Origin of the sequence: Enterobacter sp. D2, from assembly GCF_034427575.1 — a bacterium.
GTDB lineage: Bacteria > Pseudomonadota > Gammaproteobacteria > Enterobacterales > Enterobacteriaceae > Enterobacter > Enterobacter cloacae_M.
In genome coordinates this window covers 724,115-739,988 of sequence record NZ_JAXQPP010000001.1, presented here as the reverse complement: position 1 = coordinate 739,988, position 15,874 = coordinate 724,115, and the positions used below count along the sequence as shown (strand labels likewise).

Annotated in this window: 17 protein-coding genes, 1 tRNA gene and 1 pseudogene; 10 read left to right on the top strand and 9 right to left on the bottom strand. The window is 54.7% G+C overall.

Translation table 11 applies throughout. The annotated features are described in order from the left end of the window. Positions 1 to 2: 2 nt before the first annotated feature. The 3 genes from SPG90_RS03430 to SPG90_RS03420 form a co-directional block, all read right to left on the bottom strand. A complete protein-coding gene (locus SPG90_RS03430; protein ID WP_021240841.1) occupies positions 3 to 260 on the bottom strand; it encodes a YjhX family toxin in 258 nt (85 codons plus the stop codon). Between the two features lie 290 nt (positions 261 to 550). Next, positions 551 to 638 (bottom strand) — tRNA-Ser (locus SPG90_RS03425). Positions 639 to 768: 130 nt separating this feature from the next. Next, positions 769 to 2,397 carry an ABC transporter substrate-binding protein gene (locus SPG90_RS03420; RefSeq protein WP_045401691.1) on the bottom strand — a complete coding sequence of 543 codons (1,629 nt, stop codon included), beginning with the start codon at positions 2,395 to 2,397 and terminating at the stop codon, positions 769 to 771. A 270-nt stretch (positions 2,398 to 2,667) separates the two neighbouring features. Here SPG90_RS03420 and yccA point away from each other — a divergent pair, with 270 nt between their 5' ends. Continuing rightward, on the top strand, positions 2,668 to 3,327 hold the full coding sequence (gene yccA / locus SPG90_RS03415) for an FtsH protease modulator YccA (protein WP_126302780.1): 660 nt from the start codon (positions 2,668 to 2,670) through the stop codon (positions 3,325 to 3,327). A gap of 54 nt (positions 3,328 to 3,381) precedes the next feature. Here the strand turns inward: yccA and SPG90_RS03410 are convergent, their stop codons facing one another. Beyond that, positions 3,382 to 3,858, bottom strand: a complete 477-nt coding sequence (locus SPG90_RS03410) for a hypothetical protein (RefSeq protein WP_111964528.1) — start codon at positions 3,856 to 3,858, stop codon at positions 3,382 to 3,384. Beyond that, positions 3,855 to 4,610 carry a winged helix-turn-helix domain-containing protein gene (locus SPG90_RS03405; RefSeq protein ID WP_111964529.1) on the bottom strand — a complete coding sequence of 252 codons (756 nt, stop codon included), beginning with the start codon at positions 4,608 to 4,610 and terminating at the stop codon, positions 3,855 to 3,857. The genes SPG90_RS03410 and SPG90_RS03405 overlap by 4 nt, the downstream gene beginning before the upstream one ends. Before the next feature lie 326 nt (positions 4,611 to 4,936). Here SPG90_RS03405 and SPG90_RS03400 point away from each other — a divergent pair, with 326 nt between their 5' ends. From SPG90_RS03400 to tusE, 6 genes are all read left to right on the top strand, one after another. Next, on the top strand, positions 4,937 to 5,662 hold the full coding sequence (locus SPG90_RS03400) for a fimbrial protein (protein WP_248200901.1): 726 nt from the start codon (positions 4,937 to 4,939) through the stop codon (positions 5,660 to 5,662). Between the two features lie 74 nt (positions 5,663 to 5,736). Beyond that, complete coding sequence (locus SPG90_RS03395) at positions 5,737 to 6,243, top strand: CS1 type fimbrial major subunit (protein ID WP_021240847.1); 507 nt, start codon at positions 5,737 to 5,739, stop codon at positions 6,241 to 6,243. 72 nt (positions 6,244 to 6,315) lie between these two features. Beyond that, on the top strand, positions 6,316 to 9,033 hold the full coding sequence (locus SPG90_RS03390) for a TcfC E-set like domain-containing protein (RefSeq protein WP_126302782.1): 2,718 nt from the start codon (positions 6,316 to 6,318) through the stop codon (positions 9,031 to 9,033). 1 nt (position 9,034) lies between these two features. Then, a complete protein-coding gene (locus tag SPG90_RS03385; RefSeq protein WP_126302783.1) occupies positions 9,035 to 10,192 on the top strand; it encodes a CfaE/CblD family pilus tip adhesin in 1,158 nt (385 codons plus the stop codon). A 10-nt stretch (positions 10,193 to 10,202) separates the two neighbouring features. After that, on the top strand, positions 10,203 to 10,754 hold the full coding sequence (locus SPG90_RS03380; protein ID WP_126302784.1) for a LuxR C-terminal-related transcriptional regulator: 552 nt from the start codon (positions 10,203 to 10,205) through the stop codon (positions 10,752 to 10,754). Between the two features lie 69 nt (positions 10,755 to 10,823). Next, a complete protein-coding gene (tusE, locus tag SPG90_RS03375) occupies positions 10,824 to 11,153 on the top strand; it encodes a sulfurtransferase TusE (protein WP_126302785.1) in 330 nt (109 codons plus the stop codon). Here tusE and yccX read toward each other — a convergent pair. From yccX to SPG90_RS03360, 3 genes and pseudogenes are all read right to left on the bottom strand, one after another. Then, positions 11,150 to 11,415 (bottom strand): annotated as a pseudogene (gene yccX / locus SPG90_RS03370) (acylphosphatase). The gene tusE and the pseudogene yccX sit on opposite strands and share 4 nt — an antisense overlap. Before the next feature lie 11 nt (positions 11,416 to 11,426). Next, positions 11,427 to 12,215 carry an AraC family transcriptional regulator gene (locus SPG90_RS03365; protein ID WP_126302786.1) on the bottom strand — a complete coding sequence of 263 codons (789 nt, stop codon included), beginning with the start codon at positions 12,213 to 12,215 and terminating at the stop codon, positions 11,427 to 11,429. Positions 12,216 to 12,225: 10 nt separating this feature from the next. Then, a complete protein-coding gene (locus tag SPG90_RS03360) occupies positions 12,226 to 12,783 on the bottom strand; it encodes a kinase inhibitor (protein WP_023311038.1) in 558 nt (185 codons plus the stop codon). 173 nt (positions 12,784 to 12,956) lie between these two features. Between SPG90_RS03360 and rlmI the strand changes: the two genes are divergently transcribed. Both rlmI and hspQ read left to right on the top strand, forming a co-directional pair. After that, positions 12,957 to 14,147, top strand: coding sequence for a 23S rRNA (cytosine(1962)-C(5))-methyltransferase RlmI (gene rlmI / locus SPG90_RS03355; RefSeq protein WP_126302787.1), 1,191 nt, complete (start codon positions 12,957 to 12,959; stop codon positions 14,145 to 14,147). A gap of 60 nt (positions 14,148 to 14,207) precedes the next feature. Beyond that, positions 14,208 to 14,525: a heat shock protein HspQ gene (gene hspQ / locus SPG90_RS03350; RefSeq protein WP_008499919.1), complete on the top strand. Its 318-nt coding sequence runs from the start codon at positions 14,208 to 14,210 to the stop codon at positions 14,523 to 14,525. Between the two features lie 35 nt (positions 14,526 to 14,560). Here hspQ and SPG90_RS03345 read toward each other — a convergent pair whose 3' ends face one another. Further along, complete coding sequence (locus SPG90_RS03345) at positions 14,561 to 14,974, bottom strand: CoA-binding protein (protein ID WP_023311036.1); 414 nt, start codon at positions 14,972 to 14,974, stop codon at positions 14,561 to 14,563. A 173-nt stretch (positions 14,975 to 15,147) separates the two neighbouring features. Between SPG90_RS03345 and csgI the strand changes: the two genes are divergently transcribed. Beyond that, positions 15,148 to 15,810: a curli synthesis inhibitor gene (gene csgI / locus SPG90_RS03340; protein WP_023311035.1), complete on the top strand. Its 663-nt coding sequence runs from the start codon at positions 15,148 to 15,150 to the stop codon at positions 15,808 to 15,810. Positions 15,811 to 15,874 lie beyond the last annotated feature (64 nt).

Sequence of the window (15,874 nt, the reverse complement as noted above, 5' to 3'; positions counted from 1 at the left end):
GCTTAGCGATTATCCAGCTGGGCGCGAACGTTGTTCAGCCCGGTGGTGTTGATGCGGTATGGCTGCCCGTTCACGGATCGGATCAGCTTTTTGGTGCGGAGTTTTTTAAAGACGCTAAGCGTGCAGTCGCTCAGCACCAGCCCTTCACGGGTGTAGCACTCAACGGAAGTGACGCGGCCAGAGCTGTCGCGGACGTGGACAATTCGTCCACCTTTGGCGAGAACGTGTAAGGTACGTTGTTCCTGACGGGATAAATTCATACTGGAAAACCTGTGTAATCATCATGCGTAAAAACGAGCCCACACCCGCAGGTGCGCGCGTAAGGTTTAAGCGCAGCGATAACCAGTCCGTCCTGAAAAGGGCGGGAAACTGATTATCTGATGAAAACATTCTCCAGCATCAAAGCCTCGGTAAGAGATAGCAATATATTTACAGGGTGAATGATAACGCCTGTTTTTTACAGGGAAATGGCAGGGACTTAAAAGTGTGAGGCGGATCGGCAAATCCAAAAGGAAAACCCCAGGTTAACGAGTAACCTGGGGTTTATATCTGGCGGAAGCGCAGAGATTCGAACTCTGGAACCCTTTCGGGTCGCCGGTTTTCAAGACCGGTGCCTTCAACCGCTCGGCCACACTTCCTAAGTGAGGCGAACTATAAACACCTCACCGCGAGCTGTAAAGAGTGGCTGCACTCGTTCGCTGTAAAAATAGTCAAAACGTGTTTAATCGGTTGAACTGACGACACATCGACGATTTTATCAGCACAGACCTAGTGTTTTTTGATGTACATGTCTTTCGTGAAATAGTACCCCAGCTTATCCGGCGTAAATCCGCCTACCCACGGTTTCACCAGGTGCGTACGAACGTAGTGATAAACCGGAATGGCGGGTACATCACGCCCCAGCAGATCTTCCGCCTGCTGGTAGTACTTACCCCGCTCTTCCGCTGATTTGGCTTTCGCAGCATCGATCAGTGCCCGATCGTAGTCCGGATTGCTGTACTGGCTGGTGTTTTCACTGTCGCCCGTGCGGAAGTTGTTCAGGAAAGTCGCCGCATCGTCATAATCGGCAATCCACGCGTACCGCACCGCGTCAAAGTTGTGGGTATGCATAGTATCCAGCATGGTTTTCCACTCCTGGTTTTGCAACTTTGCATCCACGCCAAGGTTTTTCTTCCACATGGAGCTGGCGGCAATCGCGATGCGCTGGTGCGATTCAGAGGTGTTATAGAGCAGGTTGAAGCTCAGAGGATGGCTGGCGTTATATCCGGCCTCGTTCAGCAGCTTTTTCGCCTCGGCGATGCGCTTGTCCAGAGGCCAGCTGGCGTAATCCGGGTTCTGCAGCTTAACGCCGCCGATATCCGGCTGGCTGATGAGCCACGCCGGGCGCTGCCCCTGCCCTAATACTTTCCCGGCAATGATGTCTTTATCCAGCGCCATGTTGAGCGCCTTACGCACGCGCGCATCGTTGAACGGCGGCCGGGTGGTATTGAATTCGTAGTAATAGGTCGCCAGCTGCGGAGAGACGTCCAGCTCGCTGCCCAGGGTTTTCTTGAGCTGGGCAAACTGGTTAATCGGCACCGTATACACGATATCAATTTCGCCCGCCTTATAGCGGTTCACGTCCGAGGCCTCGGACGTGATGGGCAGGTAGGTGACTTTGTTAATCACGGTATGCGCGTTATCCCAGTAGCGCGGGTTGCGCTCCGCCACGATACGTTCGTTGACCACCCACTGCGACAGCTTATACGCCCCGCTGCTGACGAAATGCTCCGGTTTGGTCCACTTATCGCCGAATCGGCCAATCAGCACTTTATCCACCGGCACCAGCGACGGGTGCGCCAGCATCGCGAGGAAGGCCGCGTTTGGCTGCGTGAGCGTCACTTCCAGCGTGGTGTCGTTAATCGCTTTTACGCCCAGCGTATCGGGCGCTTTTTTTCCCTGAGCAATATCGGCCGCGTTGACGATATGCATGTTGCCCGGATAGCTCGCATACGGCGACGCCGTTTTCGGATCGATCAGGCGCTGCCAGCTCCAGAGCACATCCTCAGCGGTAATCGCCGTGCCATCGCTCCAGGTGATGCCCGGGCGCAGATGGAACGTCCAGACGGTGTTGTCCTTGTTCTCCCATTTTTCCGCCAGTCGGGGCTGAACTTCACCCGACGGGGAAACGCTGACCAGCCCGTCGAATAAATCACTGATAATATTGAATTCGACGTCGCTTTCGACTTTATGCGGGTCGAGCGAAGCGGGCTCATTACCGTTGTTCCTGACCAGTTCCTGCTTATCGGCCAGCTGCGTTCCTGCCGGCACGTTAGCCGCCCAGGTAGCCGTGCTGGCGCACAGGATCCCTGCGGTAAGTAAAGAGAGCGTAAAGCGCGTGCGTGTTTGTGGTTTCATTTCCTTCGCCTTATTGTCTGTTTTTGTGACGATCCGGAAATAACTCTTAGCGGCCTTATGGTAATAACGCAATAATTTTCAGTAACCTATAAGAGGTTGATCTGATTAATCGCGCCAAACCGCTGTTCATACTGGTGAAATGTATTTATGCAGAAGAAACAACCAGCTCCAGCGCTAACCTGCTGAGTAAAGATGGGTAAAACCACTTTGAGACTGGCGCCCCGTTTTCTATTCTTTCCGTTAATTACATCTGTCATAAGAGAGTGACTCATGGATCGTATAATTACTTCCTCACGCGACCGCACATCGCTACTCAGCACCCACAAGGTGCTGCGCAATACCTATTTCATGCTCAGCCTGACGCTGGCGTTTTCGGCGATCACCGCCTCCGCCAGCACCCTGCTGATGCTGCCGTCTCCGGGGCTCATTCTGACGCTGGTGGGTATGTACGGTCTGATGTTCCTGACCTACAAAACCGCTGACAAACCGGTCGGTATTCTGTCGGCCTTTGCCTTCACCGGCTTCCTGGGCTACATCCTGGGACCGATGCTGAACGCGTATCTGTCTGCCGGTATGGGCGACCTTATCGGCATGGCGCTGGGCGGTACCGCGCTGGTATTCTTCTGCTGCTCGGCCTACGTGCTGACCACCCGTAAGGACATGTCCTTCCTCGGCGGTATGCTGATGGCGGGTATTGTTGTGGTGCTGGTGGGCATGGTGGCTAACATCTTCCTGCAGCTGCCTGCCCTGCACCTGGCGATCAGCGCCGTGTTTATTCTGATTTCTTCCGGCGCGATCCTGTTTGAAACCAGCAACATCATTCGCGGCGGTGAGACGAACTATATCCGCGCCACCGTCAGCCTTTACGTGTCGCTGTACAACATCTTCGTCAGCCTGTTGAGCATCCTGGGCTTCGCCAGCCGCGATTAAGCACAACGGATATTAAAAAGGAGAATGCCTCTGGCATTCTCCTTTTTTTATGCCCTACTCACCCCGGCAAATATAGGTGGGGTAACGCCGGTCCTGAATCAGCCACACGGATGGCGAGAGTTCAGAGATCGTGAGGTAATAACGTGCGGTAGGACTGGCAAAGCTCCCCCACTGTGCATCAGGCGTATTGTCATTGTGCCGACGCCAGGTTTCGGTGTAGCTCAATACAATGACCTTATCGTCGTCCCGCTGCTGCCAGGTAAAGTCCACGTCCCTGTCAACGATCATATTTTGCCCGTCAGCCCTTGCCGCGCCTTTATAGGTAGTTACCCCTGTACCATCCCGGTGAAAATAGAACTGAGCAACGGTATTGACCTTTACTTCGCTGGCTTTTCCCTCATTGCGCGTGAAGTTAAATTCAGTGCTGCAGGCCAGCACATCCTTTTTAAACACACAGCCGGAATAGTAAAATAGCGCCAGGGCACTGCCGACCAATGCGCCACCCAGCCCAAAAAGAAGTTTTATTTTCATTTTTGTGCCCCACTTTTATAACGGATGGTTTTGCACAGGCTGGATTTACTGACCGGGCAAGCGCCAATGAACACCTCATCTGCAGTGGCAATAGAAAAACGGGCGCTGAAATAATAAATGTCGTATTCCTCACGTTCGCACGCCACGTTATTGGCCGTCAGCCGCTCCGCTAATTTCGATAACACCAGCGGTCTTCCGTGATCGTTGATAATCCAGATGCTGCAACGCGCGATTTTCTCCTTAACCGGCATGAGTTTCGCCGGGACGAATATCCCCTGCTGTCGGCTAAAGCAGAAGCTCGCTCCCAATACAGCGACAATCAATACGGCAGGAATCCCCCACCTTTTCAGGGAAGCGGGTCGCCGCTTTTCCTGTTGCGGTGCAGACGGAGGCTGCGGCTCGGCGGTTTGAATATTCTCTCCAGGCTGAAAAATCACATCGGCCTCAAAGCGAAACCCATAACGGGGCACGGTTACGATAAATTCATACCTCTCTCCCAGCGCCTGGAAGCTTTTCCGTAATTCGCTCACCGCTTTATTGAGATTATTTCCCGATGGCGTAAAGCCAAACTCCTCCCACACGCGGGTAATCAATTCCTCCCGACTCAGGTCGTGCCCTTTGTGTTTAATAAATTCCTGTAAGAGGCGAACGGCGGGTGCCGAAAGCGTTAATACAGATTCCGGTTGTCCAACAAGACTTATTGCATGTGCTTCAGGATCAAATAACAACGAATTATTGCATATAAAAAACATCTTTTATTCTCGGCTGTTACCGCATGCTTTTTAATCCCTGGTACATCGACATGAAAATCGCCTCCCGATCTGCTTATTTTTTCATCAGAAGGAATTTTCTCTCCATCCCTGGTCGCGGTATTTTCGCTTAACTATACAACCTTAAAGCCAGAAAAGCAGGATAAAAAACTGTATGTAACGAGTTAATTAATACAAATTTTCACAAACCGCTGTTCTGGTTAAAGTTTCCCTGCCCTGAAGCGATACGTTAGCAGAGGGTGTCCCGTTGTGAATGCTCCGGGAATGAACTCAACGCAGGCGGACCGAAAGTGAAACAGGAAAAAAATGTGAATAAGACAACTGCCTTTTATATCGCTGCGCTGTCACTGCCATTTTTCTCAGAAATGGCACTCGCCAATATGAGCGTGTATCCCATGGAACTTAACGTGGATAAGTCCGGTGCGGCGCAAATTAAGGTGGCGTCAAAAACGGATGATATTCAGTTCATTCGGGTGAGGCAAAAGAAAATTCTTAATCCCGGCACGGCCCAGGAAAAAGAGATTGATGTGGCCTCGTGGAAAGAAGGCGGTGTTGTTGTCACACCGGAAAAATTCGCCCTTGCGGCAGGTGCAATGCGAGTGGTTCGTCTGGTATCGCTTACGCCCCCGGAAAAAGAGACGACCTGGCGCGTCTATTTTGAAGGAGTAAAGCAGCCTGACAGCATTATTCCGGGCAAGGCAGAAAGCCCTGCGGCGACGGCAAGACTGGGCGTCAATGTGATCTGGGGCGCCCTGATCCATCTCGCACCGGAAAAAAGTGTGGTTTCACTGACGATAGACCCTCGCAGGGGCACGTTAAAAAACAACGGCACGTTGCGCGTGCCGCTGAGAGAGATCGGTATTTGTAACGCAGATTCGTCGTGTAAATGGGTTAAAGAAGACGCGACGATTTATCCGGACACCGAACGGAAATTAAAAACGCTCACAAAGACACAAGGCCAGAAATATAAATTCCGCTACTTCAACTGGGTGAATAAAACCGCTGAAGAAGCTGATTTACCCGTCGTGTATTAACACGACATCCCTGAAAAAAACCATGTGGTTTGTTTAAAGCGCCCCGGCGCTCACTTGTAAATATGGAGATATCAATGCGTAAGTACTTTAAACCTCTGATGATTGTTGCCGCGATGACCACGTCCGTTAGCGCGCTGGCGATTCAAAAAGATATTACCGTCAACGCCAGCGTTGATTCACAGCTGGATATGACCCAGGCCGATAACACGCCGCTGCCGGCAAGCATCGATATGCAGTACCTGCCTGGCCGCGGTCTGGAAAGCTATCGTCTGAATACCAAGGTGTGGTCTAACTCCGCCACCAGCAACGTGAAAGTCCGTCTGGTGAGCGCCGCGAAGCTGGCGAATGCCGACGGCGCTGAGACCATCCCAATGACGGTGAAGCTGGGCGATAAAACCCTCTCTACCGCAGATGTTGAATACACCGGTACCGAACTGTTCCCGGGAAGCATCGAAAACGGTTCAGCGGTACTTCCGCTGACCATTTCCCAGACCACCAAAGGCATTCTGAAAACCGGTCAGTACAGCGGCGTTGTCAGCCTGATGCTGACGCAGGCGACTACCACGGAAGGCGGTGCGTAACACCACAGAACCTAAGGAATAACGTCAGAGGTTGCCCACCCTCTGACGTCAGGATGATGTCGAGGCTCGTTCATGGCGTTTCACAGAAATACCCTCCTCTTTGTTGCTTTGTTACCCGCTTCCATCCAACTCGCCTGCGCCGGGATGGCCGTCCCGGCAGGTTTTGAAGATCTGGCGAAAACGCAGCGCCTGTGGACAGAGGTCAACCTCTACGGCGAGTCGCTTGGACTTTTTGAAACGGATATCACCCTTGAAACGGTGAGCTTTGTCGCACCTGAAACCGTGGTTGCGGCCATCAAACGACGGTTCAATGACGCCCCTGCACTCGTTGCCACCGTGTCTGCCGCGCTGGCCGTTCCGCTTGCCCGTAACGGCAACCTGGCCTGCAGCAGCAACGGCTCCGCAGCAGGCTGCGATTACATTGATACCGACCGCGCGGCCATTATCTATGACGAGAATAACGCCCGCATTAGCCTGTTTTTGGACAAGAAATTTCTGCCTAAAGCCATCGCGGAAAATCAGTGGTATCAGCCCACGCAGGACACTGAAAATGCGCTGATCCATCAGCAGAACATTAACTTCGTTGCCGACAGGGATTATCAGTCGGCTACCGTGCAGGGCAACGGCGCGCTGGCGCTCACGCAGGACGGCTATGTTAATCTCGACTGGACCTGGCTGGGACAGCGTTCACGGCGTCAGCAGCAGCAGGAGATAACCGTCAACAACGCCTGGTTCCGCCAGGATATCTTGCGTCAGTACTATGTCCAGCTAGGCGAGATGGATACCCGCGATCTGTTCAGTAATGCTGGCGGAAATATTAACCTCAGCCAGCTGCCGCTGGGCAAAATTCGCGGCCTGCGCACGGGATCGACAAGGGCGTGGATAAATCCGGTTCAGCAGTCGAAGGGAACCCCTGTTACCGTGCTACTTTCCCATGACGCGCGTATCGACGCCCGCCGGGGCAATCAGCTTCTGGCGAGCTTTTATCTGAATGCCGGGGCGCAAACCCTGGACACGCGATCGTTCCCGGACGGGAGCTACACCGTGACGCTCTCCATCTATGAAAATAACCGGCTGACGCGCACCGAGCAGGTGCCGTTTACCCGAACCGGCATTACGCCATTCGACCGCGTCGAGTGGTTCCTGCAGGCGGGCGAAACCGACAACAGCGAACAAAACGAAGAACGCCGTGCGGTTGCGCAGGCGGGCGTACGCCTGCCCCTGACCCCGTCGCTGGCGCTGACCAGCGGCGCAACGTTCAAGAAAAACCAGCGTTTCCTGGAAAATGCGATCGACTGGAGCCGGGGCTTCAACGCGGGCCCGATCGATGGCGTGCTGAGTACCCGGTTTAGCTACCTTTACGGCAGCGAAGGCCAGCGAGGCAATATCCAGCAAATCAGCTACAACGACGGTTTTTCACTTAGCCTCTATCGCAACGCGCTATCAGCGGAAAACTGCAACACCCGAAGTACAGGGTTTGATGCCGTGAACGGCTGTTATCGCACCCTCTCGGTGATGTTCTCCGTCCCGGTCGGCGCCTGGTATGCGAGCCTGGGGTATTCGGATAACCGCAACGAAGGACGGTACGTTTCACGTCGGGAGCTCCCGGACAGCGACGATCGCCACGATGCGGGTTTGCCGTGGGAATCAGTCTACATGACCCGCTCGCGTACGCGGGCCTGGCAGGGTGGCCTGAGCAAGGCCTTCAGCACCCATGGTCTGAACATTAACAGCAGCATTAACCTGTTCATGCGTAACGATGACTCACGCGAAGGCAGGGATAAAGGCGGCTACCTGAGCGTGAGCCTGTCCATGACGCATAACCGTCAGGGTGATGCCTCAAGCTACACCTCTCTGGGCGCGACATGGCAGCACCAGCAACGTGAAAAAAACCAGCTGAGCTACAGCGTGGCGCATAACTGGTATGCCGATGCCCGCGGCGAAAATGAGTACGGCCTTAGCGCGTCGGGCATTAACAGCGACTCGCTGAATACCTCAGCCTATACGCGCCAGGGCGGGCGATATGGCAACGGCAGTCTTACCGTCAGCGACGCCTGGGATCGTCAGGATCGGCGCCATACGCTGAGCAGCAGCGGCAACTACAGCTCGACCCTTGCGCTGTCGCGATCTGGCCTGTGGCTGGGCCGCTGGAGCGACGGTCGCCCTGCTTCCGCCGTCGCGGTGAACGTGACCACGCCGGAAGATGCTCAGGATCCGCACGTGGCCGTGTCGCTGGATAACGGCGGCAGCGCAGATATTCCGGGCAATAGCCGCGCCCTCTTCGCGGTGCCGGGCTATCAGCAGACAACGTTGACGGTTAACGAATCTCTGGATGTCTCACGAGGAGCCAGCAGTGAAATCACGCAAGGATCGGGCAGCAGAACGCTGTTTATGGTGCCTGGCAAACTACTGCGCCGGGACGTGCAAACCACCGCAAGCTACACCTGGCTCGGCCAGTTAACCGACGAGCGTCATTCGCCGTTTATCGGCGGCGTGCCGCTGAACGTGAACGGCTGGAGCGACCTTGGCAACGGCGGGTTTAGCGCCCAAAGCGACGCCCTACTGCATAACCTCTACCTGGTGCGTCAGCAGCAGTTTTATCAGTGTGCGCTGAACGTGAAGAGTATGCGCGACGTGGTGCGTTACGTCGGGTCGATCCCCTGTAAAGAGTTAACCTTCTCCGCCCTGCCGGATGCCGTCCAGCAGCAGGCACAGCTGATGCTGGCCGGACGGTCGGTTCCTGCTGGCCCGACTGCCATGAACACCGATAGCCTCACTAAAGGGAAATGATGTGATTAAGTGCCTCATTATTTTACTGTTCTTAAGCCTGTGGGCCAGCCAGACGCTGGCAGGCTCTCCCGCGGGACGAAACACCAGCGTAGGGATCAGCTTCGATCGCACCGCGCCGCCCGCGCGTTTTGACATCTGGTTTCATGAATCGGGCGGCTTTGACGCCGCAGATCCGCAAAAGTGGGGACGCAATACCCTGACCTGTCAGTCCCGTACCGATACCACGAACGGCGCCTGCATGAACTCACCGGTCTGGTTCTCGGCAAACCCGGCCGCGCCCTATGCCATCAATTTACGTTTCACGCATACCCTCACCGGCAAGACGGCGGATATCAAGGTGTATGGCGATCACTACATGTTTATCAACAACAAAGTGTTTACCTTTGCCAGCTTCGTGACAGGGGGAACGGCCACCATCGCTGACTGGAACAGAGAGCCTTATTTCGATTTCTATATCGTGAAAAGCGAACTGGATAAGCTCGCCCTGCCGGGGATCTGGACCGCCACGCTGAAGCAGAACCTGCGTCAGTGGGGAAGCGCCGACTGCGGCGGCAACTTCAATGACGTAAATGTCGGTTGTCCTGGCTATCTCACCATCGCCAAATGGCAGGCAAATATTCGCATTGAGGTGGTCGACCCGGGAAACCAGCAGATATATCTGCCAGCCTTTCCGCACTCAACGCCCATCGTTAACCTCAACCTGACCAACTTCCCGGGGCGACCGGGAGGCAGTGAGATCCAGGGTGAGAACTCGCTGGATATGTGCCTGTACGACGGCAATAACAGTACCAGCACCCGCGCCTACCTTCGGTTTGAGGACGACGGACTTACGTCAGCGGGCCGTGCAGATGGCGCGTTTTCTATCAGGCGACGTGGCGGTAGCCAGACCGATGCGCGGGATCGTCTCGATTATCGGGTCTCCGTCACCAATCCAATAACAGGCGCAACCGAAACCGTCTCGAACGGTAAAACCCTTGTCTGGCAAGGCACAAACGATCCGCAGTATCTGCGTCAGGTCGTGCTGCCCGGCGGACGCGAGAGCGTACTGTGCATTCCTGCACCGATTATCCTGAAAACCCCCGCGTTTGCTGCCAGCAGCAAAAACGCGGGCGACTACACCGGCACGCTGCGCGTTATCTATACGCCCAGCACGTTATAACGAGGTCACCGTGAGTTACGCCATTCTCGACAACAATCGATTTTACGCCGAAGGGTTGCGCTATGCGCTGCTGCGTCGGGGCGTCCAGCCAGAGGTCATAAGCGATACCGTACAATGGCAGCCAACTCTGCTTACCCGCCGCGTGGTTGTCGTACGCTGTCGTTTTTCCGTTGCGGGTACGCATCAGGCACTGATTAACATTTTACTCAGACTGGAAGCCGCCCGCTGGCAAGGCAGCCTTTATCTGGTCTGCAATGAAAAAGGGTGGGCGCTGGCGACGCATTTACGCAAGCGTTTCGGTACGCTAACGCTTTATATCATCGACGACAGGATCGCCGTTGCCGATGCGGCGTATTTGCTGGCAAAAGAGCCCCGTCGCGTTCGAAGTCTTGACTGCTGTCTTACCGGCCTTGAATTCAACGTGCTCGATCTGATGCTTACCGGGTTGCCGGTACGCCACATTGCCATCATGACGCGTATGTCTGAGAAACAGGTTTCGACCCATAAATGCAACGCGCTGAAAAAGCTTAATGCCAATAATCTGCTGCAGCTCCTCCTGTAGGGCACGGTTTATCCTGCGGCCTCTTTTTTGCTACACTGTCGCCGGTTTTTTCACACACGACAGAAAATTATGTTCATTTTTGCAGGCCAGGAAATTGAGACCGATAGCGAAGGCTATCTGAAAGATACGACGATCTGGAGCGAACCGCTGGCGGAGAAAATTGCGGAAAAGGAAGGGATAACCCTCTCCCCCGAACACTGGGAAGTGGTGCGTTTTGTCCGCGAATTTTATCTGGAATTCAACACCTCTCCGGCGATCCGCATGCTGGTTAAAGCCATGGCCAATAAGTTCGGCGAAGAGAAAGGCAACAGCCGCTATCTGTATCGTCTGTTCCCGAAAGGCCCGGCAAAACAGGCCACCAAAATTGCCGGCCTGCCTAAGCCGGTGAAGTGTATTTAATAGCGAATACCGAAGTTTACGTATTCTCGCCCGGGTTGATGCGGTTCCGTTAAGACCTTATCAACCCGCCCGCTTTCAGCCACGCCACCAGCTTGTCGACCTGCTCCGCTTCGCCGCAGGCGACCACCTCAACGCTGCCGTCGTCCATATTTCGCGCGTATCCCGTTAGCCCAAGCTCAACCGCTTCGCGCTGGGTGCTGTAGCGGAACCCCACGCCCTGAACAACGCCGTGAACCCAGGCAATGGTGCAGACTTTTGACATTTTTCTTCTCCTTAACGTAGCGTTTTCGGCAAACAGCCATAGTGCTGCCGGAAACGGGCGGTGAAACGAGAGCTGGAAAGATACCCACATTGTAATGCGATTTCGCCAATTGGTAATCGGGTTGACTGGAGCTGCGACAAAGCAACGGCCATCCTCACCTCCTCCACGATCTGGCGAAAACTCTGCGACTCTTTACGTAAGCGTCTGCGCAGCGTCGGCACGCTTAAGGCCAGACGGCTGGCAACGTCCTGCGCGGTCCAGTCTCTGGCGGGCGACAGCATAATGAACTGCCGCACCTGCTCGGTCAGGTTACTGTTTCGCTCAACAAGCAGCGGACCCGCCACGCCATCGTGCAGCAGGGCCAGCAAAAGACCGAAAGCCTGATGCTTTTGTAGCGCCTCCGGTAAATCCTGACGCACGGCGTGCAGCAGGTTGCCCCACATAAACGCCAGCCCCTCGCTCAGCGGGGCGCAGAGCGAATGCAGCGTCGTGCGCGGCCAGGACTTCAGGTAATGCGCTTTAAACTCGGCGACAATCTCCGGGGACAATATCAGCAAATCCGAGTGAAACAGACCGTTTACAGGCTGATTGATTATCTCCATCGCCGTATTGGCCGGGATAATGATGAGCTCATCCCGTGTCGCTTCCAGACGGTTATCATCCTGAACTATCACCTTAGTGCCGTGAGTGATATGACAAATAGCCGGAAAAAAGAGCTTAACCTGGTGCAGGCGATGCATTTTGCTGGCAGTCACTTCACCCGCGGTAAGATGGTTATGTCGAAAATGAAACTCCTGCACTCTGCCATCCTTATCTGCTGTAGGTTGCTGTTAACTGAGCCTTTGCCAGAACGTGACTATTGAGCATAAAACCGACCAGCGCGCCGCTGGCATTGTTGTCGACGGGCAGTTTATCCACGTTCAGGGCCCAGACGGTAATCTGATAGCGATGAGGCTTGTCCCCTTCGGGTGGACATGCGCCGCCGAATCCAGAATAGCCGAAATCATTACGCCCCTGCACAACGCCGGCAGGTAATTTCTCGCCGTTCGGGTTACCGGCATCCGCGGGCAGCGTCATTGTCTTCGCCGGGATATTGGCTACGGTCCAGTGCCACCAGCCGCTGCCGGTGGGCGCATCCGGGTCATATACCGTAACGGCAAAACTTTTCGTACCGGCGGGCGGATTTTTCCACGCCAGCTGTGGAGAAATATTCCCACCGTGGCAGCCAAATCCTTCAAATACCTGCTGTTGCGCCAGCCGCTTTTCGCCGGAAATATCCCGGCTGGTGACGCCGAAAGGCGTTGTTGCTAAAACCTGAAAACTCATCGCCGCCAGAGCGGTTATTGCTATCACACTGCGCTTTTTCATGGGTGCTCCCTCTGCTGTACCGGAAGCCCCACTCTAAACCCAGCGGCAATATCGTAATGTGCCTAAGCGATTTGATTTTGTGCCGAAACGCTCAACGGCATCCGCAGATGATTGCGCCTTGCTGAATGTGGTAATCTACGCGCCATTTCCTGAAATCGACAGAACAGCAAATTATGAGTGTACGTTTAGTGTTAGCCAAAGGGCGCGAGAAATCATTACTGCGCCATCATCCCTGGGTCTTTTCCGGCGCGGTTGCCCGTATGGAAGGCAAAGCCAGCCTCGGTGAAACCATTGATATCGTTGACCATCAGGGGAAATGGTTAGCGCGCGGCGCCTACTCGCCAGCGTCCCAGATCCGTGCTCGCGTCTGGACGTTTGATAAAGATGAAACCATCGACATCGACTTCTTCGTTCGCCGTCTGCAGCAGGCGCAGCAGTGGCGCGACTGGCTGGCAAAACGTGACGGGCTGGACAGCTACCGCCTGATTGCCGGTGAGTCCGACGGCCTGCCGGGCGTGACCATCGATCGCTTCGGTAACTTCCTGGTGCTGCAACTCCTGAGCGCCGGAGCGGAATACCAGCGTGCCGCGCTGATCAGCGCGCTGCAAACGCTGTTCCCGCAGTGTGCCATTTACGACCGCAGCGATGTGGCGGTGCGCAAAAAAGAAGGCATGGAGCTGACTCAGGGGCCCGTAACGGGCGAACTGCCACCGGCCCTGCTGCCGATTGAAGAGCACGGCATGAAGCTGCTGGTGGATATTCAGGGCGGGCACAAAACGGGTTACTACCTCGACCAGCGCGACAGCCGTCTGGCTACGCGTCAGTATGTTGCCGACAAACGCGTGCTGAACTGCTTCTCCTATACCGGCGGTTTTGCCGTTTCGGCGCTGATGGGCGGCTGTGCTCAGGTGGTCAGCGTGGACACCTCGCAGGAAGCGCTGGACGTGGCAAAACAGAACGTCGAGCTCAACAAGCTGGATTTGAGCAAAGCGGAGTTTGTCCGCGATGACGTCTTCAAGCTGCTGCGTAAATATCGCGACCAGGGCGAGAAGTTCGACGTCATTGTGATGGATCCGCCAAAGTTTGTGGAAAACAAAAGCCAGCTGATGGGCGCGTGCCGCGGGTATAAAGATATCAACATGCTGGCTATCCAGCTGCTGAACCCGGGCGGGGTTCTGCTCACCTTCTCCTGCTCCGGCCTGATGACAACAGATTTATTTCAGAAAATCATCGCCGATGCCGCAATAGATGCTGGCCGTGATGTACAATTTATAGAGCAGTTCCGTCAGGCAGCCGATCACCCCGTGATTGCTACCTACCCGGAAGGACTGTATCTGAAAGGGTTTGCCTGTCGCGTCATGTAACTTGAAAAGAGAAATATTGCCCGCACATAACGTGTAAGTCGTATTTCCCGGGAGGTGACTATGATTGCCAGCAAATTCGGTATCGGCCAGCAGGTCCGCCACACTTTGCTAGGGTATTTGGGTGTGGTCGTGGATATCGACCCGGAGTATTCCCTTGATGAACCGTCAGCAGACGAGCTGGCGGTGAACGCAGAGCTTCGCGCCGCGCCCTGGTACCACGTGGTAATGGAAGGTGATGATGGACAACCCGTTCACACCTATCTGGCCGAAGCGCAGCTGAGTAGCGAGCTGCAGGAAGAGCATCCGGAGCAACCCACAATGGATGAACTTGCTCAGACTATCCGCAAACAGTTACAGGCCCCGCGCCTGCGGAACTAAGCGTGTAAAAAAAGCCCGATACGGGCTTTTTTTTATTACTTCGCCAGCCCCAGACGGGGGATGTCAATCGCGGGACAGCGGTCCATGACAACCTTCAACCCCGCATCCCGCGCCAGCACGGCGGCCTGCTCGTTAATCACACCCAGCTGCATCCACAGCGTTTTTGCCCCTACGGCGATAGCGTCCTGCGCCACTTCCCACGCCGCCTCGGAATTACGGAAGACATCGACCATATCAATTTTTTCCGGCACCTCAGCGAGCGTGGCATAACCCTGCTGGCCCAATAAGGTTTTCCCCGCCACTTTTGGCGAGACCGGGATAACGTGATAGCCCTGATCGAGAAGGTATTTCATCACCCGATAGCTTGGGCGATCGGGTTTATCGCTCGCGCCCACCAGCGCAATGGTACGCGTGGATGTCAGAATCTCGGCAATATCGTTCTCTTTCATGGTTTTTCTCCTGGCTTTTTTGAAAGTGTACGCCAAACCGCACATCTCAACCATCCATCCCATACAGATGCATGAGGGCAAAACGGTGAAATATGTCTATATGTTAGTAAACGTGATTATCGAAAAATTTAGATACATTAATGCGGCGACAGGATTTCTGACGGGAGCCTTCTATGAAAACCGGTATTGCCACTGCTCTGATTGCGTTAGTGATGCCGGTCTGCGTTTTTGCTACCACGCTCCGGCTCTCTACCGACATTGATCTCCTTGTACTGGACGGAAAAAAGGTCTCCAGCTCATTATTGCGCGGTGCGGACAGTATCGAGTTAGATAACGGGCCGCATCAGCTGGTCTTCCGGGTAGAAAAGCCGATCGGTCTGGCTAATCACGAGCAACGGATGTACATCTCCCCGCCGCTGATTGTCAGCTTTAATACCCGGCAAATCAGTCAGGTGAATATCACCCTGCCTCGCCTTGAAACGGAGAAGGAATCTGCGGCCTTCGACGCGTCACCCCGCGTTGAACTGCTGGACGGGGATGCGATGCCGATTCCGGTGAAGCTGGATATTCTGGCGTTAACCACCTCACCGAAAGGCCCGGATTACGAGGCCGCGACCCAGACCTATAATAAAGCGGGGAAACGCGCCTCGCTTCCGCAGTTTGCCACCATGATGGCGGACGACAGTACGCTTTTATCCGGCGTCTCTGAACTGGACGTTATTCCTCCCCAGTCCCAGACCCTGACGGAACAGCGCCTTAAATTCTGGTTCCAGCAGGCCGATCCCGACACGCGGGCCCGATTTTTACAGTGGGCAAAACAACAACCTTCATCATAAGCCACATTTTTTACGCCTTTCTCTTGCAGCGTCAGACGGTTCCCGTCATCGTGTAGTCAGTTAA